Source organism: Paraburkholderia sp. MM5477-R1, from assembly GCF_050436385.1.
GTDB lineage: Bacteria > Pseudomonadota > Gammaproteobacteria > Burkholderiales > Burkholderiaceae > Paraburkholderia > Paraburkholderia tuberum.
Genome location: NZ_JBNDMC010000005.1, coordinates 830,789 through 857,643 on the forward strand (window position 1 = coordinate 830,789; position 26,855 = coordinate 857,643).

Below are 26,855 nucleotides of genomic sequence, written 5' to 3' on the forward strand. Positions count from 1 at the left end.
TCGAGAGCGATTGCACGAACCAAATGCCGGTCCGAATCCGTCGCGCAACAAAAGCGAAAATCATGAACATTCCCATCCAGGTCGTGTCCTTCCTCAGCTCGCGAGGTCTGAAGCTCGCGACCGCCGAATCCTGCACCGGCGGTCAGATCGCGTCGTATCTGGCGAGCGTGCCGGGTAGCGGCGCGTGTCTCGATGTCGGCTTCGTCAGCTACTCGCCATCGGGCAAAGCAGGCTTTCTCGGCGTGCGGCAAAGCACGATGAAGCAGTACGGGCTTACCAGCGAAGCGGTCGCGCGCGAAATGGCCGAGGGCGCGCTGCGCCAGGAAGGCTGCTGCGCGGACATCGCGGTATCGAACACGGGGCTCGCCGATAGCGGCGCGCATGGCGGCTCCGATGACGATCCGCCACCAGGCACGCAATGCTTCGCGTGGTCGTTCCGACGGCGCGGCAATGAGTTCACCACGTTCGCCGAGACGCGGCGCTTTTCGGGCGACCGCAACGACGTGCGTTCGGCCGCCGCGCTGTATGCGCTGTCGCGCGTCGAGCATTACTTCGATCAACTCCCGCGCGTCGAGCGCGACCACTGATGAGAGAGCGCGACGCGCCACCAACGCGCATTGCCGGTGGCACCGACGCCATTGCCGGCGTCGGTGTAAAGGGGCGGCGCTCGCTTATCCGGCGCGCGGCCGCGTGGCGCGCTTCGGCGGTTCGATGTCATCGCCCGACATTTCCTGCAGTTGCTCTTCGGGCGCGATGCGCGAGCCGCGCTCGCGCTCCGCGGACTGATCGGTCGGCTCCTGCGGCACGGCAGCGTCGTCGGCCGCGCCTTCCGCCTCGATCTGCCGGCGCGCTTCTTCCCAATGGTCGTCGGCTTTCCCTTCCGGCGACGGATCGTTTTCCCAGATCTGGTACGCCCGCGTGCGAATGCGGGCTTCGAGTTCCTTGTCCATATGTGCTTCTCCGTGAACGTGAGCGATGCCGCGGTACGGCGCCACATGCACCGTGCCCGAATGACGGCGAGCCACAGGCTAGCAAGCGTTGTTCCGCGCGTCGCACGTTCGTTCGATGGCACCCCGCTATTCGACGTGCGAATCAAATCAGCGCGCCGCCGGACTGGTGCTCGAGGAAGTCGACGTCGACGACGTCAGGATGAAAACGGCGGTCGCACAGATCCACCACGTGCCGGTCGTGAACCAGGGCAAGCGTTTGACAGGGGTGTCGCCAGGCGATATCGCGGCGGGCCGCGCGCTCACGCCTCGGGACAGGCAAGGTCGGCCGCGACGATTCGCGCACCGTACTCCTCGGCGGCGAGCCGCGCTTCCTCGATACTGTTGAACGGACCGACTTCGGGCGCGCCATCGAACGGGAACAGACGGCGGCCATCCACTTTACGGCTCACCAGTAGATCGGCATAGAATCGCCCATCGGCGCTGCGGCGCGCGGTGACGTAGATGGAAAAGTCGTCGCGCGAGGCGACCCCTGCCGCCAGATACGGCGTCAGTTTCAGCTTTCTCCTTGACATGGCTCTCCCCTGCTGCATTAGGCGATCCTGTTCTACCCTCCTGAAATCGATGGTAATGGACATGTAACAGGGTGCGCACGTCCGTAAGTGTCGACTTATAGACATGACTGTCGCAGCGACGTCTTAAACGAATCAGTGCGAGCGCCGCGCGCAAATTCAAGACTCCCATCAGGTCTTGTCACCGACCGCGCGACTGCCCGCCTGATCCAGCCTGGCTTGCAGCGTTTGCTTGCGCGCCGCGATCTTTTCACCGAGCGCGGCGAGATCGCAGCCGGTGCGCCGCAAGGCCGGAAAGAGTTCGCCTTCCTCTTCCTCGACGTGATGCCGCACGAGCTCGGACATGACCTTGAACGTCGCGTCGAAGCCTTTGTCGCCCGGCTTCAGCGTCTCGAACTTCGCGATCAGCGTTTTCACCAGAAAATGCTCGACGTAGGCTTCATCGACATCGAGCTTGTCGTCGTCGGGCAGCGCCTGTTGCGCGGCCGGATACAACAGCTCTTCCTCGATGATCGTGTGCATCGTCAGCTCTTCGCACGCGCGCTGCGTCAGCGCGGCTTTGGCTTCTAGCGTGTCGCGCTCGTCGCCGCGCGATTTGCCGAAGGCGTCGAACAGCTTTTCCACGGCGCGGTGATCGGCCTCGAGCAGCGCGAGCGCATCGGGCGTGCTCGCGGTTTCGCGTCGAGCGGTGGGCTGCGTGTCGTCGGTAGCGGATCGCGTTGCGCGGTTCATGGCGGCTCCTTCAATCGGTCAAGTGCCCGCATCGAGCAAACGCCATACCGCGCCAACGGTCCCGCGTCGGTACGTCACTTGCTGCTGGTGGTCCGGCGCGGCATGTCGCGCGCTAACCTCTCCTTCCTCTTTTCAACGACTGATGAGAATCGCCCAGATCGCTCCGCTTTACGAAAGCGTGCCGCCGTTCGCGTACGGCGCCACCGAACGCGTCGTGTCGTATCTGACCGAAGAGCTGGTCGCGCGCGGCCACGACGTGACGCTCTATGCGAGCGCCGATTCGAAGAGCGCCGCGCGGCTCGTGCCGATCTGCCCGCGCGGTCTTTGGCGCGACGCGAACGTGTGGGACACGCAAACCCATCACATCAGGCAGCTCGCGCGCGTGATTCGCGACGCAGACCGCTTCGACATCGTTCATTTTCACGGCGAGCCGCTGCATTTCGCGTGGGCCGAGCGCCTGCCGTGCCGTACGCTGACGACGCTGCACGGCCGTCTGCTGCTGAACGATCATGGCCCGCTGTTTCGCGAATTCGCGCGCGTGCCGGTGGTGTCGATTTCCGCGAGTCAGCGCCGGCCCGTGTCGTGGGCGAACTGGCAGGGCACGGTCCATCACGGACTGCCGCTCGACCAGTTCGAATTTCAACCGATGGCCGGTTCCTACCTGCTTTTTCTCGGCCGCATGATGCCGGAAAAACGTCCCGATCTCGCAATCGAAATCGCCCGGCGCAGCGGCTTGCCATTGAAGATCGCCGCGAAGATTCATCCCGGCGAACGCGACTATTTCCGCGAACGCATCGATCCGCTCTTGCGCCGCTCGGGCGCGTTCACCGAATACCTTGGCGAAGTCGGCGGCCTCGCGCGCCGACAATTGATCGAGAACGCGCGCGCGTTGCTGCTGCCGATCGAATGGGACGAGCCGTTCGGCATGGTGATGATCGAGGCGATGGCATGCGGCACGCCGGCTATCGCGTTTCGCCGCGGCGCGGTGCCCGAATTGATCGAAGACGGCGTGAGCGGCCTGATCGTCGATAACATGGACGAGGCCGTGCAAGCGGTTGCGCGCATCGACAGCATCGAGCGCGGCGCGTGCCGCCGCGCGTTCGAGCGCCGCTTCACGGCCGCGCGCATGACCGACGACTATCTGACGATCTACGACGCGCTGCTCGCGCACGACACGAGCGGCCGCCCGCGAGCAACGGGCAGTCAGCCCGCGCCAGTGTAATTGCATTAACCGGACCGCCCGCGCGGCGCACCTCGGCTTCGCGGGGCGTCCGGCTCTGCATCACCGCGAGCACTGCCGCAGCGATGTCCACTTGCGGACCAGATTCACGAACTGGGTCGATTCGCGCGGCAGCTGATCTTGAACGACATTCGTCATATGCATTGTGCGAGCTTCGCGCGGCGCTTTCGGCCCGCGTGCCTGGATTGTGGCGGAGGCTGAAAACCGCCGTCGCCAAAAGAACGTTTTTACCGGCAACGCCCCAAAAAATGCAGCGACGGCATATGGCTTGCTAGTTTGTTTGACTAACAGGAAAGGTCCGCTTGCACGCCCCGCTTCCACGTCCCGGAGCCCACTTGACCCACCGCGACTTCATCGTAATCGGCACGTCCTCGGGAGGGGTCGATGCGCTTCGTTCGCTTGCCTCGCAGCTTCCCGTCGATATGCCCGCCAGCATCGCCGTCGTGCTGCATATCGGCGCGCATGGCAGCATGCTGCCCGCGCTTCTGAACCAGGCCGGACCGCTACCCGCCAAGCACGCACAGGATGGCGAACATTACGCGCCCGGCAGAATTTACGTGGCGCCGCCCGATCGGCACCTCGTCGTCGAGGATGGGCTACTGCGGCTTCTGCACGGCGCGAAAGAGAACTTCGCGCGCCCGGCGATCGACCCCCTCTTTCGCACTGCGGCCACGCAGATAGGGCCACGCGCGATCGGCGTGATCCTGACCGGCCTGCTCGACGACGGCACCGCGGGCCTCGAAGCAATCCAGGCGTGCGGCGGCGCGACGCTCGTCCAGGACCCTGCCGACGCGTTCGCGAGCGAGATGCCGCGACATGCATCGCCGTTTGCCGACCACGTGCTGCCGCTCGATCAAATGGGGCAATGTTTGGTAAAACTGACCGGCGGCAACGCCGGCGCGCTGGGAAAAAACGGCCGTGCGCGGCGCGAGGCGACCGATCGCATCGTTCTCGAACAGGACGCGTGGCTGGCCGGCACCACGGCATTCGAAGCAATCAGGGGACTCGCGACGCCCTCGACTTTCACATGCCCCGAATGCAACGGCACGCTGTGGCGCATGACCGGATCGCGGGTGATGCGTTATCGCTGTCATACCGGTCATGCGTATTCGGCCGCGTCGCTCGGCGACGGCCGCATGACGGATGCCGAGGACTCATTGCGCAAAGCGCTGCGTGCGCTGCGCGAGCGCGAAATGTTCAGCCGCGAGTTGCGCGACCATTTCGCCAAAACCGGAGATACCGCCGCCCAACAGCGCGAGGAGGATAATGCGCTGCGTGCGAGGCACGCGGCCGAACTGCTGCAGTCGATGCTGATGGAAAAATGAGTGCAATGCGGGATAATAGCCGTCCGAGCCAGCAAGAAATGGGCTCGTCGCCCTATAAAAATCCACCGCTGAACACTATCCTTTCCAAGAAGGGACACGCAGCCATGTCAAAGAAGCGAGGGCAAACTCTGCCTAGCCAGGCACTCTATCCGATCGTCGGTATCGGCGCATCGGCGGGGGGGCTTAACGCGCTGACGGAATTCTTCGAGGCGCTGCCCGCGCGCACGTCGATGGCCTTCGTCGTGGTCGTTCACCTGTTGCCGGATCACGAAAGCAATCTGGCCTCACTGCTGCAGAAAGTCACCAGCATGTCCGTGCAGCAGGTCACAGGCCCCACGCCGATCGAATCGGACCACGTCTATCTGGTCGCGCCCTCGTTCGAGATGATCATGGTCGACGGCTACCTGCGCGTCACGCGGAAGCTGCCCGAGGAAGGACGCCGCGCGAGCATCGATCTGTTTTTCCGCACGCTCGCCGAGGCGCACCGCGAACGCGCGATAGGCATCGTGATGTCGGGAGCGGGCTCGGACGGCTCGGTCGGCTTGTCGCGCATCAAGGAAATGGGCGGCATCACGCTCGTGCAGGACCCTTCCGAGGCCGAATACGACAGCATGCCGCGCAGCGCAATCGCGACCGGCATGGCCGACTTCGTTATGACCGCGGCCGAGATGCCGCAACGGCTGCTCGATCTGTGGTCCACCGCGCGGGAAATCCATCTGCCGGCCGCGGAGACGGACGAGCCCGAGGAAGACACGGTCAACGAGTCGGCCGAGCGCGCGCTGCGCGAAATCATGGTGATTCTGCGCACCCGCACCGCACACGATTTCCGACATTACAAACGGGCTACGGTTCTGCGGCGTATCGAACGCCGGCTGCAAGTCAACGGCATTACCGACCTGCAGGTGTATCGCGATTATCTGCATCTGCACCCTGAAGAAACCCAGGCGCTGTTGCAGGACATGCTGATCAGCGTCACCAATTTCTTCCGCGACAAGGAAGCGTTCGACGTGCTCGAACGTGAAGTATTGCCGCCCCTGTTCGAAAGCCGCGGCGAACAGGACCGCATCCGCGTGTGGTCGGTGGGCTGCGCGACGGGCGAAGAAGCCTATTCGCTGGCGATGCTGCTGCAGGAACGCTCGCTGAAATCGCCCGAGGGCGTGTCTTTTCAGGTATTCGCGACCGACATCGACGAGCGCGCCATTTCCCTCGCGCGCGCCGGTGTGTACCCGGACTCGATCTCCGCCGACCTGACGCCGGCGCGCATCCGCCAGTTCTTCACGAGGGACGCCGCGCATTTCCGGATCAAGAAAGAGCTGCGCGAGCACATGCTGTTCGCCCACCATAACGTGCTGAGCGACCCGCCGTTCTCGCGGCTCGACATGATCTGCTGCCGCAACCTGCTGATCTACCTCGACCGCGAAGCGCAGATCGAAATCCTGAAGATGTTCCACTTCGCGCTGCGTCCCGGCGGCATGCTGTTCCTCGGCAGCTCGGAGTCGGCCGACGGCGTGAGCTCGATGTTCACCGTGGTCGACAAGCGCAACCGCATCTATCGCGCGAACATGGCGGTACGCAGTGACACGCCGCTGCCGATCGCGATTTCCGGCACCATGAGCTCGCGGCCTGTCGTGACCACGGTGCAGCCGCCGGGGCGCCGGCGCTTTTCGTTCGGCGATCTGCATCAGCGGCTCGTCGAGCAATATGCGCCGCCCAGCGTGCTGGTGAGCCGCGAATCCGAAATCGTTCATCTGTCCGATCGCGCCGGGCGTTTTCTGCAGTATTCCGGCGGCGAGCCGTCGCACAACATCGTGGCCGTCGTGCGTCCGGAACTGCGGCTGGAACTGCGCACCGCGATCTATCAGGCCTTGCACACGAACCGCAGCGTCGAAGCGCGCCGCGTGCGCATCGAGCGCGATGGCCGGTCGTACTTCGTCAACATGACCGCGCGGCCCGTGCACGATCCGGAAGCGAACGCGGACTTCGTGCTGGTGCTGTTCGACGAGGTCGAGGACAGCGTGGCGAACGCCGAAACGGCGCCGGCCGACGTGCAGAAAGACCCGATCATCAGTCAGCTCGAACGGGAACTGCAACGCACGAAGGAACAGTTGCAGTCCACGATCGAGCAGTCGGAAACCTCAACCGAGGAGCTGAAGGCATCGAACGAGGAATTGCAGGCGATCAACGAGGAACTGCGCTCGGCGACCGAGGAACTCGAAACCAGCAAGGAAGAGCTGCAATCGATCAACGAGGAGTTGACCACGGTCAACGCGGAGCTGAAGTCGAAGGTCGAGGAAACCGGCAAGATCAACGACGACTTGCACAACCTGATCGCCGCGAACGACATCGGCACGATCTTCGTCGACCGCAACATCTGCATCAAGCGCTATACGCCGCGCGCAACCGACGTCTTCAGCATCATTCCGTCGGACATCGGCCGCTCGCTGCTCGACATCACGCACCGCCTCGAATACGACAAGCTCGCCGACGACGCGGCCGAGGCATTCGACTCGTTGCGCCTGATCGAACGCGAGCTGAAGAGCAACGACGGGCGCTGGTATCTCGCGCGCTTCGTGCCTTACCGCACGACCGAAGACCGCATCGACGGCGCGGTGCTGTCGTTCATCGACATCACCGGGCGGCGTCAGGCGGAAGACCGGCTGCGCGAAGGCGAGCGGCGCATGCGCATCGTCGCGGAAAGCACGCGCGACTACGCGATCATCACGTTCGACGACAACGGCGTGATCAACAGCTGGAACGCGGGCGCGGAACGGATTTTCGGCTATACGGAAGCCGATATGATCGGCCAGTCCGCCGACATCCTGTACACCGAAGAGGACCGCGCCGACAACGTCGCGCAACGCGAGTTCGCCGAAGCGCGTCTGAATGGCCGCGCCGAAGAGGAGCGCTGGCATTTGCGCAAGGACGGCACGCGCTTTTTCGCGAGCGGCGTGCTGTCCCGTCTCGACGAACCGGGCATCAGCGGCTTTGCGCAGATCACGCGCGATCTCGGCGAATATGTGAATGAACCGACCTCGGGACGCGGCACCCATGTCGAATCGCTGCGCGCGGCAAGCGAGCGCGACGCGCAGCGGCGCCGCGACGAATTTCTCGCGGTCGTGTCGCACGAGCTCAAGCATCCGCTGAACCTGATTTCGGCCAGCGCCGAGCTGATCGCGCGCGCGCCGGAAACGCGGCAGAACCTGAACGTGTCGCGCGCGACCGATACGATCCGCCGCACCGTGATGGGCCAGGCGCAAATCATCGACGATCTGCTCGACATTTCGCGCGTGCGCACGGGCAAGCTGTCGGTCGTGCGCACCGTGGTCGACATGCGCGAGATCGTGCAGCGCGTGTGCAGCGCGGTGCAGGACGATACGGCGCAGCGCGGCGTCGCGTTGAGGGTCGACATCACCGATGCGCCCGTGATCATTCACGCGGACCTCACGCGGATCGAGCAGATCGTGTGGAATCTGATCAGCAATGCGCTGAAGTTCACGCAGCGCGGTTCGATTCAGGTGTCGTTGCAGGTCAACGATCACGCCGAGGCAGTGCTGCGCGTCAGCGATACCGGCATCGGCATCGAGGCGTCGCTGCTGCCGCATATCTTCGAGATGTTCCAGCAGAGCCGCGATCCGGGCTTGCGCCGCGGGGGCCTCGGCATCGGCCTCGCGCTGGTGCGTGATCTGGTCAACCTGCACGGCGGCGCGGTGCGTGCGGAGTCGGACGGCGTCGGCCGCGGCGCGACTTTCACGGTGACCCTGCCCATCCACCGGCTCGCCACCCGCACGAGCGCGGATATCGAAGTCACCGCCGAGCCGTTGAAAGGCACGCGCATCCTGATGGTCGACGACGACGCCGCGACCGTCGAAACCTTCAAGCTGCTGCTGGAAAGCGAGGGCGCCGAAGTGCGGACCGCGACGAGCGGCGAGGAAGCGTTGACGATCATCAACGGCAACGCGCCCGATATCATCCTGTCCGACATCGGCATGCCGGGCATGGATGGTATGGAGTTCATCGGCAAGCTGCGCGGTATGCCGGCGATGAGGTCCGTGATCTGTATCGCGGTCAGCGGCTTCGGCCAGCAGGCGGACGTCAGCGCGGCCGAACACGCGGGCTTCGACGCGCACCTGAAAAAACCGGTGGTTCTCGAAGACCTGATGAGTATTTTCGCGCGGCTGCGCGGCTGAACTAGCGGCTTGACGGGGCGCAACGCATCTATCCGTTGCTTTGCGACGACGACGCGTTGTGCGAGGCCGATCCGTTTGTCGGCCTCAGGGCTGAACCAGCCGTCGGGCGACGACGTATTTAAATGCGCGCGTGAATGCGGGCCGCTCAGGAAGCCACACCAGCAGTTCAGCACGTGCTTGAGTTGCGCGTTGAGCGCCGGGTCGCGAAACAGCGCGTAGCCGGACGGCATGCACATCGGCTAGTCGAGCACCGCGTTCAGCGGACAGTGAATCACATCGGATTCGCTGAACGGCGGTGCGTAGGTCATCAGGTAGTCGACGATCGTCATCAGCTCGTCGATCGATGCATAGCTGAGCACGTAGCCCGCCTCTTGCGCCTGAATGATGGCCCGCGTCATATCCATGCGCAGCACCGGATCGCCTTCGATCAGCGCGCGTGCGTGGCGCCGTGCGCGCACGTTCGCGTAGTAGTAGAACCGCAAGGGGAGCAAGTGCTATTCCCGCACCGACCCTTCGCGCACCGCGCCGGCGGAATGCAGCTTGCTACTCGCCGGTATGGAATCGGACCAGCGCTTGCTCGTCATCTCACCGCATCTCGACGATGCGGTCCTCAGCTGCGGACTGCTGATCGCCGCGCATCCCGGCGCGGTCGTCTGCACGGTTTTCACCGCGCCGCCCGCCGAGAACATGACGACCGAGTGGGACCGCGCGGCCGGTTTCGCCGACGCGTTCGAAGCGATGCGGGCGCGTCAGGCGGAAGACCGGGAGGCGCTGGGGTTGTTGTCGGCGATTCCGGTACATCTGCTGTTTCGCGACGCGCAATACCACGCATCGCCTGATGCGGACGGGCTGATCACCGCGTTGAACCACGCTGTTTCCGAAACAAAACCCACACTGATCGTCATGCCGTTGGGTCTGTTCCATTCGGATCACGTTCTCGTGTCCAATGCCTGTCTCGCTCTGATGCGGCGTCAGCCAGCCACTCCGTTCATCGCCTATGAAGATGTGCCCTACCGGCGCATGTCCGGCGTCGTGCAAGCGCGCCTGTCCGACCTCGCGAAACGCGGCTATGCCGCCAACACACCGCATGCGTTGGACGTGCCCGGCACTACGCAACACGAGCGCATGAAGCGCGCGGCACTCGACGCCTATCGCAGCCAATTGCGCGCATTCGGTCCCGAAGGACAGGCAAGCCTTTTTTCGTCCGAACGCTATTGGCAGCTTGGCCGCGACGAATCGAGTCGATCTACGCAAAACGCGTGACGCACGGCACGAGGTTTGCGTCGTCGCAGTCCAACCGTCGAAGCGATTGCACAGCATGCAAACCAAAGCCCCCCACCCGCGTATTTCGGTCGTCGTTCTCACGTATAACCGTGCGGGCGAATTGCTCACCACCCTGGAACGTCTGCTCGCGTTACCCGAAAACCCGCCGATCATCGTCGCCGACAACAGTTCCACCGACAACACGGTCGCACTCGTCGAAGCGCGCTATCCGAGCGTTCGCGTCGTCGAATGCAACGGCAATCTCGGCGCGGCAGGGCGCAACCACGCGGTCGCGTGCGTCGAGACCGACTATGTCGCGTTCTGCGATGACGACACCTGGTGGGGCCCGGGCTCGCTCGAACGCGCGGTGCAATTGCTCGATGCATGGCCGCGCGTCGGCGTGCTGAATGCGCGTGTCGCGGTCGGCGCGGACAACACGACCGATCCGACCTGTGCGTTGATGCGCGCAAGCCCGCTCGGCCGTGTCGGTCTCCCGGGGCCCTCCTTGATCGGCTTGATGGCGGGCGCGTGCGTGTTTCGCGCGGCGCTGTATCGCGAGATCGGCGGCTATGAGCCGCGTCTTTTCATCGGCGGTGAGGAAGCACTCGTTTCGCTCGACGTGCTCGCGTCGGGACATGCGATCGTCTACTGCGAGCAGTTGACGCTCCATCACCATCCGTCGCCGGTGCGCGATAGCGCGTTGCGCCGTCGCATGCTCGCGCGCAACGCCGCGTGGGTCGCGTGGCTGCGTCTACCGTTGGGCGAAGCGTTGAGCGCGACTGTGCGCGCCCTCGACGTATTCGCGCGGGAAGGCACGCTGATGCGCGACGGCACCGAATTGCTGGCCGGGCTGGCGTGGACCGTGCGAGAACGCCGGGTGGTCCCCCGGTCGATCCTCGCGATGCGCGACCGCGTGCGCGCGGCCGAGCGCAATCTCGACGCGTCCGCAACTACGACTGTTGGTGGCAAGTTCGACGCGCCGACCTGAGACCTCGCTCAGACCTGAATCGCGCGCATCATTATCGCGGCAACGCCGTGTCCGTGCGCGACGGCGCCTGCGCGAGCCGCCGGATCGCGGCGATCAGTTCTGCGGGCGCCACGGGCTTGTGCAAGTGCGCGTCGAAACCCGCGGTGCGCGCACGCTGTTCGTCGAGCGCGTCCGCGTAGCCGGTCAGCGCGATCGCGGGCAGTGGCCCGCCGCGTATCGACGGTCGGCCGCCTTCCAGTGCGCGCAAACGGCTCAGCACGTCATAGCCATCTTCGCCGGCCAGCATCAGATCGCAGAGCAGCACGTGCGGCCATTGCGCCGGGTCCGTCGCGCGCAGCCAGTCCAGCGCTTCGGTGCCCGCTGCACATAGCCGTACCCGTGCGCCGCTCGTGCTCAGCACCGCATCGAGTGCGTCGCGCGCTTCTTCCTGGTCGTCGATCGCGAGCACGAACAGGCCATCGAGCGGAGCGGGCTCCGCCGAATCCGGCGCCGTGGGCGCCGACGCCAGTGGCGGTTGCGCATCCGCGACCGGCCGCAGCGGCAGCATCGCCACATAGGCGAGCCGCCCGTTCAGCGGCGTCAGCGTGAAGCTGCCACCCGCGGCCGCCAGCGCGCTTTCCATCTGCCGCGCCGCCGCCTGCGATAGCTCGGCCGGCTTGTCGCCCATGCCGAGCACGCTGAACCACACATGATTGCCGTGCCGCTGTGCGCGCAACGCGATGCGCTGCCCCGGGCTCGCCTGCGCGATCTCATTGCGGCACAACTCGGCGATCAACGGTTGCAGCACGCTCGGATCGCCGGTCACCCGCAGCTCGTGGTCGGACGGCTCCGCGTAGACGACGACGCGCTGCCCGGCGATCTCGTCGTGCAATGCATCGATCACACCCGCCGTCAATGCGCTGACGCTGACCGATCGCGCGGTCAGCCGGCGCTGCGCGTGTTCGAGTTCGCCCTGCTGCCATTGCAGCGACCACATCTTCGCGTACACGCCCTCGCGCGCGAGCAGTTCCCGATGCGTGCCCTGCTCGACCACCTGGCCGTGCTCCATCACCAGAATCCAGTCCGCGTCGACGACGGTGGAAAGTCGATGCGCGATCACGATCGACGTGCGGCCTTGCGCGAGGCGCGTCAGCTCGGTCTGGATCGCGCGCTCGGAGCGCGTGTCGAGCGCCGAGGTCGCCTCGTCGAACACGATGATGCGCGGGTCCTTCAGAATCGCGCGCGCAATCGCGATGCGCTGCCGCTCGCCGCCCGATAGCCGCACGCCCCGCTCGCCGACGCGCGTGTCGTAATGGTCGGGCAAGCGCTCGATGAACTCGTCGAGCTGCGCCGCCCGCGCCGCCCGCACGACGTCCGCGCGCGTCGCCGACGGACGTCCATAGGCAATGTTGTAGGCGATCGTTTCATTGAACAGCACGGTGTCCTGCGGCACGATGCCGATGGCCTCGCGCAGACTGCGCTGCGTGAGCATGCTGATGTCTTGCCCGTCGATGCGGATCATGCCGCGCTCGGGCCGATAGAGGCGAAACAGCAGCTTCACGAGCGTCGATTTGCCCGAGCCGCTGCCGCCGACCACCGCGAGCGTCTTGCCCGGATACGCGTGAAAGTCGACATCGCGCAGCACCTGCCGCGCCGTGTCGTAGCCGAAATCGACGTGTTCGAACTCGATCAGCCCCGCGCCGACCTTCAGCGGCTGCGCGTCGCGCGCATCGATATCCTCGCCGACGCGGCCGCGCGCCGCCAGAATCACGAACATGCGCTCGACGTTGACGAGCGCGTCGTTGGTCTCGCGAAACACGAAGCCGAGCGTGTTCAGCGGCATGCAGATCTGGATCAGGTAGGCGTTCACCAGAATCAGATCGCCGACGCTCATGCTGCCGGCCACCACGTGCTGCGCGGCGAGCAACATGACCGCCGCTACCCCGAGCGCGATCATCGCGCTCTGTCCCACGTGCAAGGCGGTCAACGCGTTCTGGTTAGCGATGCGCGCGTGCACCCACTTCTCCAGCACGTTGCCGAGCCGTTGCGTCTCGCTTTCTTCGGTCGCGAAGTATTTGACCGTGTCGTAGTTCAGCAGACTGTCGACGAGCCGCCCGTCCGATTGCGCTTCGAGCAGATTGACCGCGCGCTGGAATGCGACGCGCCGCCGCGTGAACACGAACGTATAGCCCGCATACAGCACGAAGGTCACGACGATCGCGAGCATGAATTCGCGCGCATAGCTATGCACCATGATCCCGACGATCACCGCGATCTCGAAGAAGGTCGGCACGATCGTGAACAGCGCGGTGCCGAGCAGAAAGCCGATGCCGTCGGCGCCTTTCTGCACGTCGCGCACGATCGCGCCAGTCTCGCGCCGCGCATGAAAGCGCGCGCTCAACCGATGCAGATGCGCGAAGGTCCGCTCGGTCAGCGCCGCGACCGTGCGTTGCACGACGATGCTGAACACGACGTCGCGCGCCTCGTTCAGCGCGTCGCCGAAAAATCGTAGCAGCGCATAGGCGAGCACGAGAAACACTGGAAACGCCACCTGCGCGAGCGGATGGCTCAGTTCGTCGACGATGTGCTTCAGCGTGAGCGGCATCAGCACAGTCGCGAGCCGCGCGGCGATCATCAGCGCGAGCGCCCCGCTGGTCTGCCAGCGATAACGCCATACCGCATGCGCGAGATCGCCGACGATTCGGCGCGTCAGTTCGGAGCGAGGCGGCGGGGCGGAATTCGGCATGAGGTCGTGGTGGGGGCACCCGGAAGAAACGTCGCACAAGTGTGGCGTCGCGCAAGCGGCGCGCCCGGGCGCAAGCAAAAAAGGCGCTGGCTCCAGCCCTTTTCCGCGCACTTCTTACTTGTTAATTGGGCGGGATCCTTCGCCCATCCTAGTACCGGTGCGGCGCAAGCGGTTCGAAGTTACATGACCGTATGTAGAAACAGGGGACGCCACAGCGCTTCTCTACCCACGACAAAGGGCACGCTACAGCGCTTCGTACGGATCCGCGCGACGTTTGCGTCGTTTGTCCGCACCGCAGGATGCGAATGGCACAGCACATGCTGTGCGCCGCTTACGAAAGTCAACATCAATAGCCGCTCATCGCAGGAAGGAATGCCAATGAAGATCGCCCTGATCAGCGAACACGCGTCGCCACTTGCTGTCGCCGGTGGCGTCGACAGCGGCGGACAGAACATCTACGTCGCGAACGTCGCGCGTCAACTGGTGGAAATGGGCCATCAGGTCGACGTGTTTACGCGCCGCGATCGCGCACTGCTGCCCGAGCGCGTCGACATGGACGGCGTGCGCGTGATTCATGTGCCCGCGGGACCGCCGCGGCAATTGCCAAAGGAACGACTGCTGCCGTTCATGGACGAGTTCGCCGCGTTTCTGAGCGCGTTCTTTCGCCGCGAACCGCAGTCCTACGACGTGATGCACGCGAACTTCTTCATGTCCGGCCTCGCCGCGCTGCAAGTGAAGGCTGCGCTCGGCGTGCCGCTGGTCACGACCTTTCACGCGCTCGGCCGCGTGCGACGTATCCATCAGGGAACGGATGACGGCTTCCCCGACGAGCGCTTCGCGATCGAAGACGAACTGGTCGCAGGTTCGGACGTGCTCGTCGCCGAATGTCCGCAGGACCAAGCCGATCTGCTCGAACACTATCGCGCCGATCCGGCGCGCATCCAGATCGTGCCGTGCGGTTTCGATGCCGAGGAGTTCATGCCCGTCGAGCGCGAAGCCGCCCGCGAAGCGCTCGGCTGGCGCCAGCACGACTTCATCGTGCTGCAACTGGGCCGGCTCGTGCCGCGCAAAGGCATCGACAACGTGGTGCGCGGCGTCGGCGTGCTGAAGCACACGTTCAACGCGGCGGCGCGGCTGTACGTAGTCGGCGGCAATTCGGACGCGCCCAACGAAATCGCGACGCCGGAGATCGCGCGCCTGCGCGAGATCGCCCGCGAATGCGGCGTCGCGGAGCAGACGAGCTTCGTCGGCCGGCGTGGTCGCACGCGGCTGCGCTACTTCTATAGCGCCGCCGACGTGTTCGTGACGACGCCCTGGTACGAGCCGTTCGGCATCACGCCGATCGAGGCGATGGCCTGCGCGACGCCGGTGATCGGCGCCGATGTCGGCGGCATCCGCTATTCGATCCTCGATGGCGTGACCGGCTTTCTCGTGCCGCCGCGCGATCCGCACGCGCTCGCCGCGCGTCTCGACCGCTTGCGGCGCGACCCCGCGCTCGCGCGCCGGATGGGCGAAGCGGGTCTCGACCGGGCGCGGACCGGCTTCACCTGGCGCGGCGTCAGCGATGCGCTCGCGCAAATCTATGCACGCGCGGCAAGGCTCGCACCGACCAAAACATCGCTCGACACCGCGTCCGAGCCGGCGCAGCTACCGCTGCGAGCAGCAGCCGGAGCGTCGTCCCGTTGACGACGGCGCACGCCGCGCGATCCCGCACGGTGTGCGCATCTGGAACACGCCGCGGCCGGTCCAGCGGCTGCGGCGCGCCTTTTTCCGACTTTTTGACCGAAGCTCGCGCATACCACGAACCATCATGACGCTACCCGCCGTGTTCATCGACAAGGACGGCACGCTGCTCGAAGACGTGCCCTACAACGCCGATCCCGCGCTGATGCGTTTCGCGCCGGGCGCGCGCGAAGCGCTCGCGCTGCTCGCCGCGTACCCGTACACGCTGTTCGTGATCAGCAATCAGTCCGGCATCGCGCTCGGCAAGTTCGAAGACAGAGCGCTGTTCGACGTAGAACGCCGGCTGCGGCAGATGTTCGCCGAGTGCGGCGCCACGCTCGCCGGCGCGTACTGGTGTCCGCATCATCCCGAGGGCAGCGTCGCGCGTTACGCGATCGTCTGCGACTGCCGCAAGCCCGCGCCCGGCATGCTGCTGCGCGCGGCCGAAGAGCATGAGCTCGATCTCACCAACAGCTGGTTCATCGGCGACATTCTCGACGACGTCGAAGCGGGCAATCGCGCCGGCTGCCGCACGATCCTGCTCGACAACGGCCACGAAACCGAATGGCGAACCGGCCCGCAGCGCACGCCGAGCGCGCGCGCCGCCGGTCTGCACGAGGCCGCGCAACGCGTCGTATTGCACGGCCTGCCGCCGGGCACCGCGGCGCGCCGCAAGGAGGCGCCGCGGTGAACGCACCTCTGCCACTTGCGCCGCCCGAGCTGGCTCACGCGCGCGCGCCCGATACGTCGCAGCCGGTGTGCTGGGGCGGCGAGGTCAAACGGATTCTGTGCGTGCGCCTCGACAATCTCGGCGACGTGCTGATGACCACGCCCGCGCTGCACGCGCTGCGCGAGTCCGCCGAAGACCGCCATCTCACGCTGCTGGCGTCGCGCAGCGGCGTCGCGCTCGCGCCGTTTCTCGACGACGTCGACGATGTGATCGAATACGACGCGCCGTGGGTCGCGCCCGCGTCGACCGTGACGCGCGATCTGCTCGACGATCACCGCATGCAGCAGCGGCTGCGGCGCGGCGGCTTCGACGCGGCGGTGATTTTCACCGTCTATAGCCAGAGCCCGTTGCCGGCCGCGATGCTGTGCTATCTCGCGGGGATTCCGCGCCGCCTCGCGCATTGCCGTGAGAATCCGTACGCGCTGTTGACCGACTGGCTGCGCGAGCCGGAGCCGCAGCAGCGCACCCGGCACGAGGTGCAACGCCAGCTCGATCTGGTGCATCACGTCGGCGCGCAGACGGGCGACACCGGCATGCGCTTTCGCGTGCCGCCGGCCGCGCGCCAGTCGCTCGACGCGAAACTGAGGACGCTCGGCATCTGCCGCCACACCGAGTGCATCGTGCTGCATCCAGGTGCGACCGCTGCGTCGCGCCGCTATCCGCCCGAGCGCTTCGGCGAGGTCGCCTCGCAGCTTGCGCGCGAGACCGGCGCCTCGGTGCTCGTGACCGGCGGCGCGAGCGAGCGGGCGCTCGTCGAGACCGTGATGCGCACGGCCGCGCCCGGCGCGCGCGCGCAGCTATACGACCTGAGCGGTGCGCTGACGCTCGCCGAACTCGCCGCGCTGCTCGAACGCGCGAGCGTGCTCGTGTCCAACAACAGCGGCCCCGTGCATGTCGCGTCCGCGCTCGGCACGCCGGTCGTCGATCTTTACGCGCTGACCAACCCGCAGCACACGCCGTGGCAAACGCCGCAACGCGTGCTGTATCGCGACGTCGAATGCCGCTGGTGCTATCGCAGCGTGTGTCCGCACGGGCATCACGCCTGCCTGCTCGGCGTTCCGACCGACGAGGTCGTGCACGCGGCACTCGAATTGCGGCAAGCGCATGCGCATGCGCCGCGTCGTGGTGTATCGGAGCGCGCCGGTCGCGCCGATGACACGAGCACGCCGTCGCTGATCGATCAGCCAACCGTCCCCTGAACCCACTTCCACTGCCAATGCCATGTACACACTCGGAATCAATGCGGTCTATCACGACAGCGCCGCCGCGCTGCTGCGCGACGGTGTGGTGCTCGCCGCCGCCGAAGACGAACGCTTCACGCACGTCAAGCACGCGAAACGTCCGGTGCCGTTCTCGACCTGGCAGCTCCCGTTCGATGCGATCGACTACTGCCTGAAGGCCGCCGGCATTACGCTCGCCGCGATCGATCACGTCGCTTACTCGTACGACCCCACGCTATTCGGCGGCATGCCGAAGAGGCCGGGCGCGACGATCGAGCTGCCGTTCGATCCGGCCGGCACGCGCCCGGACAACCCGTCCGCGTCGGCGTGGGACCCGCTGTTCCTCAGCTATGTCGCCAACGCGAAGGGCCAGCTGCTCGACGGCGCGCCGCATCATCTGCGCAAGCGCTTCCAGGGCGTGGATCGCGAGCACGGCTTCGCATGGCACTTCGTCGAGCACCATCTCGCGCACGAGGCGAGCGCGTTTCTCGCCGCGCCGTTCGACGACACCGCCGTGCTGACGATGGACGGCCGCGGCGAGGGCGTGACGACCAGCATGGGGCAATTCGTCGGCGGCGAGTACCAGCGTCTGAAACAGGTCGAGCTGCCGCACTCGCTCGGGCTGCTCTACGAAGCGGTCACCGACTGGCTCGGCTTCCTGCACTCGTCGGACGAGTACAAGGTGATGGCGCTCGCGTCGTACGGCAAGCCGGCTTATGTCGAGGTGTTCCGCGAGATCGTCCGCTATCGGCACGACGGCAGCTATACCGTCGACGCTCCGCGGCTGACCGAACGCTTCGGTCCCGCGCGCGAACGCGGCGGGCCCCTCGAACAACGCCACTTCGATATCGCCAATTCGTTGCAGCGCGTGCTCGAGGAGACCGTGCTGGAACTCGCGCACTGGCTGCATCGGCGGACCGGCTTGAGCCGGCTCTGCATGGCGGGCGGCGTCGCGCTGAACTGCGTGATGAACTCGAAGGTGCGCGACGCCGGGCCATTCAGCGAAGTGTGGGTGCAACCGGCGGCCGGCGACGCTGGCACCGCGCTTGGCGCGGCACTGTGGACCGACTATCGCGAGCGTGCCGCGCGCGGCGACCGCGAGCGTCACTGGAGAATGGATCATGCGTATCTCGGGCCCGAATACAGCGAAGCGGAAATCGAGCAGTTCCTGCGCTGGTCGAAAGTACCGTACCGGCGACTCGCCGATATCGCCGGCGAGACCGCCGATCTGCTCGCGCAAGGCAAGGTGATCGGCTGGTATCAGGGGCGCACCGAATTCGGGCCGCGCGCGCTCGGCGCGCGCTCGATCCTCGCGTCGCCGGTCGATCCGCGGATGCAGGCGAAGCTCAACGAGATCAAGGATCGCGAGGACTTTCGCCCGGTTGCGCCGGTCGTGATGGAAGAGGAAACCAACGAATGGTTCGTGAACGGCCAAACCGCGCCGTTCATGCTGTTCGTGTTCGACGTGCGCGCCGACAAGGCCGCGAGTATTCCGGCCGTGCGGCATGTGGACGGCACCGCGCGCGTGCAGACCATCAACCGCGCGCAGCACCCGCTGTACTACGACTTGCTGGCGGCGTTCAAGCAGCGCACGGGCGTGCCGATTCTCGTCAATACGTCGTTCAACACGCGCGGCGAGCCGATGGTGAATTCGCCGCGCGACGCGGTCGAGTCGTTCTGGACCTCGCCGCTCGACGCGCTCGTGATCGGCCCGTTCCTCGTCGACAAGGCGGGGGGCCGCGCATGAACGCCTCGGTCATGTGTCCGTCGCCCCTGCATGGCGGCGTGGCCGCGCGCTACAGCAGCGAAGCTGCCGACGAAACCGGCCGCACGTTGCGCACGCAGTCGTGGCCCGACGTGTCGGTGGTGGTGCCCACCTACCGCCGTCCCGCGATGCTCGCGAACTGCCTTGCCGCGCTATGCGCGCAGCAGTTCGCGCCGCACCGCTACGAGATCGTGGTCTGCGACGACGGTCCCGACGAGGCCACGCGCGCCTGCGTCGAACGATTCGCGCGCGAGATGGCGCCGCGCGGGCTGGAACTGCACTACCTCCCGGTCACGCGCACCCAGGGGCCGGCCGGCGCGCGCAACGCGGGCTGGCAGTATGCGCGCGCTTCGCTGATCGCCTTCACCGACGACGACACGCTGCCCGATCCGCACTGGCTGACGGCTGGCGTCGCGGCGCTCGCGCAAGGCGCGACGGCGGCCGCCGGCACGATCGTCGTGCCGCTGCCCCCGCCGCCTGATCTGCCGACCGATTACGAAGCCGACGCGAGCGGCCTCGCGCGCGCCGAATTCGCGACCGCGAACGTGTTCGTCACGCGTGCGGCGCTCGTCGCGACCGGCGGCTTCGACGAACGGTTCACGTCGGCGTGGCGCGAGGATTCGGACCTGCAGTTCACGCTGCTTACCGCGGGCGGCCAGATCGTGCGCGCCCGCGACGCGGTGGTCGTGCATCCGGTGCGGCCCGCGCGCTGGGGCGTCAGCATCGCGCAGCAGAAAAAGAGCCAGTTCGATGCGCTGCTTTATCGCAAGCATCCCGAACTGTTTCGAACGCGGATCCGCTCGCGGCCGCCGCTGCTGTACTACGCGATTCTCTGCGCCGCGTTGCTGGCGATCGGCGCTTCGTTCGCGGATCAGCCGATGCTCGCGGGCGCGGGTTTGAGCGCGTGGTGCGGGTTGACCGGCTATTTCTGCGCGCGGCGGCTGCGCGGGCGCAACCACGGCTGGCGCCACGTCGCCGAAATGCTCTGGACGTCGATCCCCATTCCGTTTTTATCGATCTACTGGCGGCTCTATGGCGCCATCCGTTTCAAGGTGTTCTTTCCATGAGCCCACCCTCGCTGCTGGCGGCGCTCGCGCCGCGCCGTATCGCCGTATTTCGCGCGCTGCAGCTCGGCGACATGCTGTGCGCGGTGCCTGCCTTGCGCGCACTGCGCGCGGCCGTGCCGGATGCGCATATCGCGCTGATCGGACTGCCGTGGGCACGCGCGTTCGTCGAGCGCTATGCGGCGCTCGTCGACGAGCTGATCGTGTTTCCGGGCGCGGTCGGTTTTCCCGAGCAGCCCGAATCGAACCATGGCTTGCCCGCGTTCTTCGCGCGGATGCGCGAGCGGCGTTTCGATCTGGCGATCCAGCTGCACGGCAGCGGCGGCATCGCCAACGATCTGCTGCATCAACTCGGCGCGTGTGCCGACGTCGGCTTCGTGCAGCCCGACGAGGTACCGCGCGAGGGTTGCTTCATCGATTGGCCCGATGCGCTGCCGGAGCCCGAGCGCTATCTCGCGCTGATGAGCGCGCTCGGCGCGCCGGCGCACGACCGGCGTCTGACGTTCCCGCTCACCGAGCTCGACCTCGACGAGTACACCGCACTGCGCACGTATCACGGCATCGAAGACGAGCGGCTCGTGCTGGTTCACCCCGGTTCGCAATTGCCGTCGCGCCGCTGGCCCGCCGAGCGCTTCGCGGCCGTCGCCGACCACCTCGCCGCCGACGGCTGGCAGATCGCGATCACCGGCACGGCCGCCGAAGCGCCGCTGACCTGCGCGGTGCTCGGCGCGATGAGCGCGCCCGCGCTGCATCTGGCGGGTGCGACGTCGCTCGGCGGACTCGCCGCGCTGGTCGCGCATGCGCGGCTCGTGGTCTGCAACGACACCGGCATCTCGCACATCGCCGCGGCGATGGCGAGCGCGTCGGTCGTGATCGCATGCGGCAGCGACACGCGGCGCTGGGCGCCGCTCGATCATGCGCGGCATCGCGTGCTGGCCGACTATCCGGCGTGCCGGCCGTGCATGTTCCGCGACTGCCCGTATGGTCATCCGTGCGCGCTGAACGTGCAGGTCGAACAGGTGGTCGAGACCGCCCGCGAGCAGCTTGCACGCGCGCCCGGCGCGCAACCAGGCGCGCCAGGCAGCCTGCATGAGGGAACCGTTTTGCTGTCTTTCGAGGATCTGCACCATGTTGCGTAATTGCCGCCGGCTGCGCGTGCTGACCTGGCACGTGCACGGCAACTACATGTATTACCTGAGCCAGACGCCGCACGATTTCTATCTGGTGACGAAACCCGGTCATCCGCCCGGCTATGCCGGCAAGGTCGGCGTATTGCCGTGGGGCGACAACGTGCACGAGATCGCAATCGAGGACGTGCCCAACCGCGAGTTCGACGTGGTGCTGTACCAGCATCGCACCCACTGGGACCACGACCGCGAGCGCGTGCTGAGCGCAGCGCAGCAACGTCTGCCACGCGTCTATGTCGAGCACGACCCGCCGCAGGAGAACCCGTTCGAGCAATGGCATTGGGTCGACGATCCCGGCACGCTGCTGGTCCACGTCACGCACTTCAACCGGCTGATGTGGGACAGCGGCGTCACGCCGACGCGCGTGATCGAACATGGCGTCGTGGTGCCCGACGGCGTGCGCTACAGCGGCGAACTGCAGCGCGGCATCGTGGTCGTCAATCATCTCGCGCAGCGCGGCCGGCGGCTCGGCGCGGATGTCTTCAGCGAAACGCGCACGCGCGTGCCGCTCGATCTCGTCGGGATGGACGCACAGCGGCTAGACGGCATCGGTGAAATCGGCAACCTCGATCTGGCCGCATTCAGCGCGCACTACCGCTTCTTTTTCAATCCGATCCGCTGGACCAGCCTCGGCCTCGCGATCGTCGAGGCGATGACGATCGGCATGCCGATCGTCGGTCTCGCGACGGCCGAGCTCGCCACTGTGATCCGTAACGGCGAAAACGGCTTCGTGCATACCGACGTCGACGTGCTCGTCGACGCCATGCTCGGGCTGCTGCGCGATCCCGGCGAAGCGCGGCGGCTCGGCGACGGCGCGCGGCGCACGGCGCTCGAACGCTTTCATATCGACCGTTTCGCGCAGGACTGGCACGACGCGCTGCTGCACGTCACGGCGTGATGCCACGCTGATTTTCAACGTTCATGCGGTCCAACCACAGGATCACGCACCATGAAAGAACTTACCCGCAAGCGCATTCTGGTCACCGGCGGCGCCGGCTTTCTCGGCTCGCACCTGTGCGAACGGCTCGTCGCGCAGGGACACGACGTGCTATGCGTCGACAACTTCTATACCGGTACGAAGGACAACATCGCGCATCTACTCGACTGCGCGAACTTCGAACTGATGCGTCACGACGTGACGTTCCCGTTGTATGTGGAAGTCGATGAAATTTATAACCTCGCGTGCCCCGCGTCACCAATCCACTACCAGCACGATCCGGTGCAGACTACGAAGACCAGCGTGCACGGCGCGATCAATATGCTCGGGCTCGCCAAACGCGTGAAAGCGCGGATTTTCCAGGCGTCGACGAGCGAGGTGTATGGCGACGCGCTCGTCCATCCGCAGAAAGAAGACTACTGGGGCCACGTGAATCCCATCGGTCCGCGCTCGTGCTACGACGAAGGCAAGCGCTGCGCGGAAACGCTGTTCATGGACTATCACCGCCAGCATGGTCTGTCGATCCGCATCGCGCGCATCTTCAACACCTACGGCCCGCGCATGCATCCGGCCGATGGCCGGGTGGTGTCGAACTTCATGATGCAGGCGTTGCGCGGCGAGCCGCTGACCGTCTATGGCGACGGCTCGCAGACGCGTTCGTTCTGCTATGTCGACGACATGATCGACGCCTTCATCCTGCTGATGAACAGCGCCGACGATCCAGACGGCCCGGTCAACCTCGGCAATCCGCACGAAGTGTCGATGCGCGAGATCGCGCAGCGCATCGTCGCGGTGACCGGCTCCGCGTCGCCGCTCGAATCACGGCCGCTGCCGGCCGACGATCCATGGCATCGACAGCCGGACATCTCGTTGGCGACAAAACTGCTCGGCTGGCAGCCGGGCACGTCGCTTGACGAAGGGCTGCCGCGCACCGCGCGTTATTTCCGCGCGCGCATCGAGGCGAGTCAGCACACGCCGCCGCCTGCGGGCATGGACGGCGCCGGAGCCACGTCCGCTCGCCTTCATTGAGCCAGCGGCGCAGCACTGCCGACGTCGCGGCACCGTTCTTCACGCGATCACGGCGGCCCCTTGGACATCGGCTTCTCCTTCATCGAGGTGCCGACGACCGAGCAAGGCATCTACCCTTCAACGCATTTCATTTCCGACGCTTGCGTAAGCAGACGTGGCGCGCCCCATACCGTTGAAAGCGGGCGGCCTTGCAAATCTCGCGACGCGATCGGGTAGGAGGCGGGGTTGCCCCCGCCGTCCTCCCACAACACCGGACGTACGGTTCACGTATCCGGCGTTTCCCGTCGGCCTCGGACCGGATCGGTCGTCGGCGTGAGCTTGTTTCGTGCGTCGTGTCGCCTGGCATCCGATGGACACCTCAGCCTCTCTCGGGGCTTCCGGCCCCTCCAGCATGGCTGCAGGCCCCCGGCATGGCCGAGGCTTCTGCCCAGATACGCAGAGATCACGCGTGACTTGCCACTCGTGACAGGTTTGGCCCTTCGCCGCTCCGGTTTCAACGGCTACTACGACCTCTGCTGACTTCTGCCACCCCATTCCGACACCTCTCGATGCCAGTAGCACAAGGCAGGATGGCAGATCTCCCAGGGTAATACGCGCGACCTTCACGCTTAGGCCTGTCGGATCTACGTCATGGCGTTCCGTGCAAGTATCGGGCTTTACAGATTTTGGCCTGCTCACCCCGCCATACCGCCTAATATCCGCTTCCTGTTCGTCAGGCCAGCGCTTTGCCTTCGGCTTCCTTCAGATTCCACCTCACGATGGACACCCTTGCCGTCCGCTAACACTTCCCCTTGCCGGGTGTGTAGGGGACTCTCACCCCCAAGTCATCCAGTTCGCCACCACAGCGATCCAGATAGCGCCTTTCACGGCGCTGCGCGCCATGCCTGGCGCACCAAAAAAAGAAGCGGCCACAAGGGCCGCTTAGAGAGCAGTGCCACGGAGGCCGCTCAAAAGCCGTGCCGCGAAGGGCGAGCGCGCTATGGCATAGGGTAAAGCTCTGGCGCAGCGGTCTTGCGCATTCAGGAGGAACGGATGGTCGACTCAGTGTCGGTCGCCAGCACGGTCATCGGTCCCGAGCTCAACGCGGCCGAGATAATCGCGAGGCGATCCGCAGGGCAATCGACCAGATCGACGCTCAGCGACTCGCGTCCGCCCTCGTTGTTCACGTGGGCGGACCAGCCGCACACTTGCGCACGATGTTCGATCAGGCTTTTCCAGACCTCGACGACTCGCAGTGATCCCGGGCTTGCATAAACAGTCAGACGTTTTACGTTCATGGCTTTCACACGGCAGCGCGCCGCGCCTCGGGTTCGGATCTCGGGCATTGATATGGTTGTTGTACATTGAGGTTAGACGTATGAACTTTCAAAGCAAAGCAGATGCCCCTGACCGTAACAATTTTACGGACAGGGGCATCTGCGCACATGTCAGAACGGAGTGGCGCGTTTCACGCGATTAGTCGTGCGAAACGCGCCGCGCGGGCTGCACGATGAGAGATCCGGTAAGAAGGTGACGCAAACGGCTCCGGCACGCAATTTCTACACGGCTGGCGTGTCCGCGCGAATGCGCATCACGGTCTGACGCGACGTGCCGAAGCGCCGCGCGACCTCGCTGACCGACTGTCCTCTGCCGAGCGATTGCAGCACGCGTTGACGCTGCTGCTCGGAAAGCGACGGTGGCCTGCCCGTGTGCTTGCCGCTCGCGCGAACGGCCGCGAGACTGTCGCGGCTGCGCAGGCTGCGGCACGCGGCGTCGAGCCGCACCAGCGCGCGCAATGCCTTCACCGCCGAGGGCTCGGGGCGCCCGGCCAGATCGGTATGGCCGACTTCGACGCAACGCAGCGCCACGCCGGCCTTCCGGCACTGCATCACGGTGGCGAGGATGTCGCGCGCGTTGCAGCCGAGCGCGGCCAGCTCGAGCACGACGAGCGTGTCGCGCGGCGCGATTCGTCGGATCAGACTCTGCAGCTCGCAGCGGTCGCGCGCCTGCGCATAGGTCGGCAGATCTTCGACCACGACCCGCGCGAGCGTGACCATGTAGCCGGCCTTGTCGAGCCGGATCAGCGCCTGCTCGTGCCGAACCGCATCGTGCGCGCCGAACAGATAGATGTGTAGTTTTTCCACTTCGCCTTCGTAGTCACGATCCGCCATTAGCGGCGCTATTACGTCGGGGTTCCGGTTTTTCGAGCGACGACGCCTGGTCACGCCGTCACTCATCGCGCTCAGGGCTGCCGCTGGCCGCCTTGATGCGTCGGAGGAGTCTGGTTCTGTTGCTGCTGTCCGCTGTCGCGGCCGGGCTGCGCCGGATTCGACGGCTGACGATTCAAATTCTTGTCCAAAGTCATGACGCTCTCCTATGTGAGATTGCGGGTGACCGTGGCTAACCGCGGCCATCGTGATCAAGCCGCAACCAGTGTTCCCGGTCCTGCCCGCGCCAGAGCGTTGCGGCGCGGGCATGCAAGCGCCTGGCTATGACGCTTCCGCTGGCGATGCAAGCAGCCCGGTGGAGGAATTTTCAAAGTGTATCAACCGCATTGAACGTCCAATACGGTTGGCGTCGGTATTGGCGCGATTGAACTGTCATTACGTGGGCGGTGGAGGCGCGGCAAGTGACGGCCGCCCATCGCGGAACCGCAATCGGGGACGACCGCGGAATCCGTCTGACGGGAAGGCAGGTAGCGCCCTGCTCAAAGCTCGGCGCCAGAGCGGCCATGCAGATACGAGCCGACGCGAAGAACGCGACGGCTCGCTCGCCTCTTTACTGAAGCCCGCCATGATCTTCTCCTTACCGGCCACCACGGCCGGTAGGAAAAGTGCAGGATTATGCGAACCGTTGCAACCTAGTTCGTCTCGCGCGATCCCGCCTGCAAAATGGCGGTAGCGCCGTCGTCGGCATGGCGCTTCGCCTGATTTCCCGTTGAGGGTAATCTTGAATATCTTAAGCTTCAGATATTAACGAATCCCGGCCGACCCTCTATACCTCTTCTCTCAAATCCCCTGCAACGCGATATCGCCCAATACACCGAGAAGCAGCCCGGCCAGACGCCCACACCGTGCCGCGTAATCCGTGCCCTCACGCCGTTTGTCTCAAACCACAACAGGCGACCGCGGCGTGAACTGCCCTGCCCTTCTGCCGTGTCAGACCGACTCTGGTTGAGCGGAAAGCTCGTACTGCAAGAGTCGTCGTACAGGATGAGAGAACAACTGTCGGCTTTTCCACAGG

At 65.6% G+C, this 26,855-nt stretch carries 21 protein-coding genes and 1 pseudogene; 14 read left to right on the top strand and 8 right to left on the bottom strand.

Going from position 1 to position 26,855, the window contains the following annotated elements:
- The first annotated feature begins 62 nt into the window (after nucleotides 1-62).
- Entirely contained in the window at nucleotides 63-587 is a 525-nt protein-coding gene (locus OKW35_RS16180) for a CinA family protein (RefSeq protein WP_429552551.1), read from the top strand.
- A gap of 84 nt (nucleotides 588-671) precedes the next feature.
- Here OKW35_RS16180 and OKW35_RS16185 read toward each other — a convergent pair whose 3' ends face one another.
- From OKW35_RS16185 to OKW35_RS16195, 3 genes are all read right to left on the bottom strand, one after another.
- Nucleotides 672-950: a DUF2934 domain-containing protein gene (locus OKW35_RS16185; RefSeq protein WP_184059073.1), complete on the bottom strand. Its 279-nt coding sequence runs from the start codon at nucleotides 948-950 to the stop codon at nucleotides 672-674.
- Nucleotides 951-1,249: 299 nt separating this feature from the next.
- Nucleotides 1,250-1,522, bottom strand: coding sequence for a DUF6723 family protein (locus tag OKW35_RS16190; RefSeq protein ID WP_184059249.1), 273 nt, complete (start codon nucleotides 1,520-1,522; stop codon nucleotides 1,250-1,252).
- 168 nt (nucleotides 1,523-1,690) lie between these two features.
- Nucleotides 1,691-2,251 carry a hemerythrin domain-containing protein gene (locus tag OKW35_RS16195; protein WP_429552552.1) on the bottom strand — a complete coding sequence of 187 codons (561 nt, stop codon included), beginning with the start codon at nucleotides 2,249-2,251 and terminating at the stop codon, nucleotides 1,691-1,693.
- 142 nt (nucleotides 2,252-2,393) lie between these two features.
- Here OKW35_RS16195 and OKW35_RS16200 point away from each other — a divergent pair, with 142 nt between their 5' ends.
- The 3 genes from OKW35_RS16200 to OKW35_RS16210 all read left to right on the top strand — a co-directional run bounded on the left by OKW35_RS16200 (nucleotide 2,394) and on the right by OKW35_RS16210 (nucleotide 9,003).
- A complete protein-coding gene (locus tag OKW35_RS16200) occupies nucleotides 2,394-3,473 on the top strand; it encodes a glycosyltransferase family 4 protein (protein ID WP_429552553.1) in 1,080 nt (359 codons plus the stop codon).
- A 353-nt stretch (nucleotides 3,474-3,826) separates the two neighbouring features.
- Nucleotides 3,827-4,816, top strand: coding sequence for a chemotaxis protein CheB (locus OKW35_RS16205; protein ID WP_429552554.1), 990 nt, complete (start codon nucleotides 3,827-3,829; stop codon nucleotides 4,814-4,816).
- Nucleotides 4,817-4,920: 104 nt separating this feature from the next.
- Nucleotides 4,921-9,003 carry a CheR family methyltransferase gene (locus tag OKW35_RS16210; RefSeq protein ID WP_429552555.1) on the top strand — a complete coding sequence of 1,361 codons (4,083 nt, stop codon included), beginning with the start codon at nucleotides 4,921-4,923 and terminating at the stop codon, nucleotides 9,001-9,003.
- 56 nt (nucleotides 9,004-9,059) lie between these two features.
- Here the strand turns inward: OKW35_RS16210 and OKW35_RS16215 are convergent.
- A pseudogene (locus OKW35_RS16215) lies at nucleotides 9,060-9,455 on the bottom strand (phophatidylserine decarboxylase associated domain-containing protein); the annotation flags it as partial.
- Between the two features lie 103 nt (nucleotides 9,456-9,558).
- On the opposite strand from OKW35_RS16215, the gene OKW35_RS16220 reads away from it, so the two are divergent.
- Nucleotides 9,559-10,266 (top strand): PIG-L deacetylase family protein, encoded by a 708-nt coding sequence (locus OKW35_RS16220; RefSeq protein ID WP_429552797.1) that lies wholly within the window; start codon nucleotides 9,559-9,561, stop codon nucleotides 10,264-10,266.
- Nucleotides 10,267-10,321: 55 nt separating this feature from the next.
- Nucleotides 10,322-11,254 carry a glycosyltransferase family 2 protein gene (locus OKW35_RS16225; RefSeq protein WP_429552556.1) on the top strand — a complete coding sequence of 311 codons (933 nt, stop codon included), beginning with the start codon at nucleotides 10,322-10,324 and terminating at the stop codon, nucleotides 11,252-11,254.
- A gap of 31 nt (nucleotides 11,255-11,285) precedes the next feature.
- On the opposite strand, the gene OKW35_RS16230 is transcribed toward OKW35_RS16225, so the two are convergent.
- Nucleotides 11,286-13,979, bottom strand: coding sequence for an ATP-binding cassette domain-containing protein (locus OKW35_RS16230; RefSeq protein ID WP_429552557.1), 2,694 nt, complete (start codon nucleotides 13,977-13,979; stop codon nucleotides 11,286-11,288).
- A 378-nt stretch (nucleotides 13,980-14,357) separates the two neighbouring features.
- Between OKW35_RS16230 and OKW35_RS16235 the strand changes: the two genes are divergently transcribed.
- The 8 genes from OKW35_RS16235 to OKW35_RS16270 all read left to right on the top strand — a co-directional run bounded on the left by OKW35_RS16235 (nucleotide 14,358) and on the right by OKW35_RS16270 (nucleotide 23,633).
- Nucleotides 14,358-15,665 (top strand): glycosyltransferase family 4 protein, encoded by a 1,308-nt coding sequence (locus tag OKW35_RS16235; protein ID WP_429552558.1) that lies wholly within the window; start codon nucleotides 14,358-14,360, stop codon nucleotides 15,663-15,665.
- Nucleotides 15,666-15,789: 124 nt separating this feature from the next.
- The gene (locus OKW35_RS16240) at nucleotides 15,790-16,392 is read left to right on the top strand and encodes a D-glycero-alpha-D-manno-heptose-1,7-bisphosphate 7-phosphatase (protein ID WP_429552559.1); all 603 of its coding nucleotides are present in this window, start codon (nucleotides 15,790-15,792) and stop codon (nucleotides 16,390-16,392) included.
- Entirely contained in the window at nucleotides 16,389-17,630 is a 1,242-nt protein-coding gene (gene waaF, locus OKW35_RS16245) for a lipopolysaccharide heptosyltransferase II (RefSeq protein WP_429552560.1), read from the top strand. Before OKW35_RS16240 ends, waaF begins: the two co-directional genes overlap by 4 nt.
- Nucleotides 17,631-17,652: 22 nt before the next feature.
- Nucleotides 17,653-19,398: a carbamoyltransferase family protein gene (locus OKW35_RS16250; RefSeq protein WP_429552561.1), complete on the top strand. Its 1,746-nt coding sequence runs from the start codon at nucleotides 17,653-17,655 to the stop codon at nucleotides 19,396-19,398.
- Nucleotides 19,395-20,483, top strand: a complete 1,089-nt coding sequence (locus OKW35_RS16255; RefSeq protein WP_429552562.1) for a glycosyltransferase — start codon at nucleotides 19,395-19,397, stop codon at nucleotides 20,481-20,483. Before OKW35_RS16250 ends, OKW35_RS16255 begins: the two co-directional genes overlap by 4 nt.
- Nucleotides 20,480-21,619, top strand: a complete 1,140-nt coding sequence (locus OKW35_RS16260; protein WP_429552563.1) for a glycosyltransferase family 9 protein — start codon at nucleotides 20,480-20,482, stop codon at nucleotides 21,617-21,619. Before OKW35_RS16255 ends, OKW35_RS16260 begins: the two co-directional genes overlap by 4 nt.
- Nucleotides 21,609-22,565 (top strand): glycosyltransferase family 4 protein, encoded by a 957-nt coding sequence (locus OKW35_RS16265; RefSeq protein ID WP_429552564.1) that lies wholly within the window; start codon nucleotides 21,609-21,611, stop codon nucleotides 22,563-22,565. The genes OKW35_RS16260 and OKW35_RS16265 overlap by 11 nt, the downstream gene beginning before the upstream one ends.
- 51 nt (nucleotides 22,566-22,616) lie before the next feature.
- Nucleotides 22,617-23,633 (top strand): UDP-glucuronic acid decarboxylase family protein, encoded by a 1,017-nt coding sequence (locus OKW35_RS16270; RefSeq protein ID WP_429552565.1) that lies wholly within the window; start codon nucleotides 22,617-22,619, stop codon nucleotides 23,631-23,633.
- A 1,019-nt stretch (nucleotides 23,634-24,652) separates the two neighbouring features.
- Here the strand turns inward: OKW35_RS16270 and OKW35_RS16275 are convergent.
- The 3 genes from OKW35_RS16275 to OKW35_RS16285 form a co-directional block, all read right to left on the bottom strand.
- Nucleotides 24,653-24,910, bottom strand: coding sequence for a hypothetical protein (locus OKW35_RS16275; protein WP_429332528.1), 258 nt, complete (start codon nucleotides 24,908-24,910; stop codon nucleotides 24,653-24,655).
- A gap of 261 nt (nucleotides 24,911-25,171) precedes the next feature.
- Nucleotides 25,172-25,783, bottom strand: coding sequence for a helix-turn-helix domain-containing protein (locus tag OKW35_RS16280; protein ID WP_187613648.1), 612 nt, complete (start codon nucleotides 25,781-25,783; stop codon nucleotides 25,172-25,174).
- A 71-nt stretch (nucleotides 25,784-25,854) separates the two neighbouring features.
- Nucleotides 25,855-25,977, bottom strand: a complete 123-nt coding sequence (locus OKW35_RS16285; RefSeq protein WP_429552566.1) for a hypothetical protein — start codon at nucleotides 25,975-25,977, stop codon at nucleotides 25,855-25,857.
- Nucleotides 25,978-26,855 lie beyond the last annotated feature (878 nt).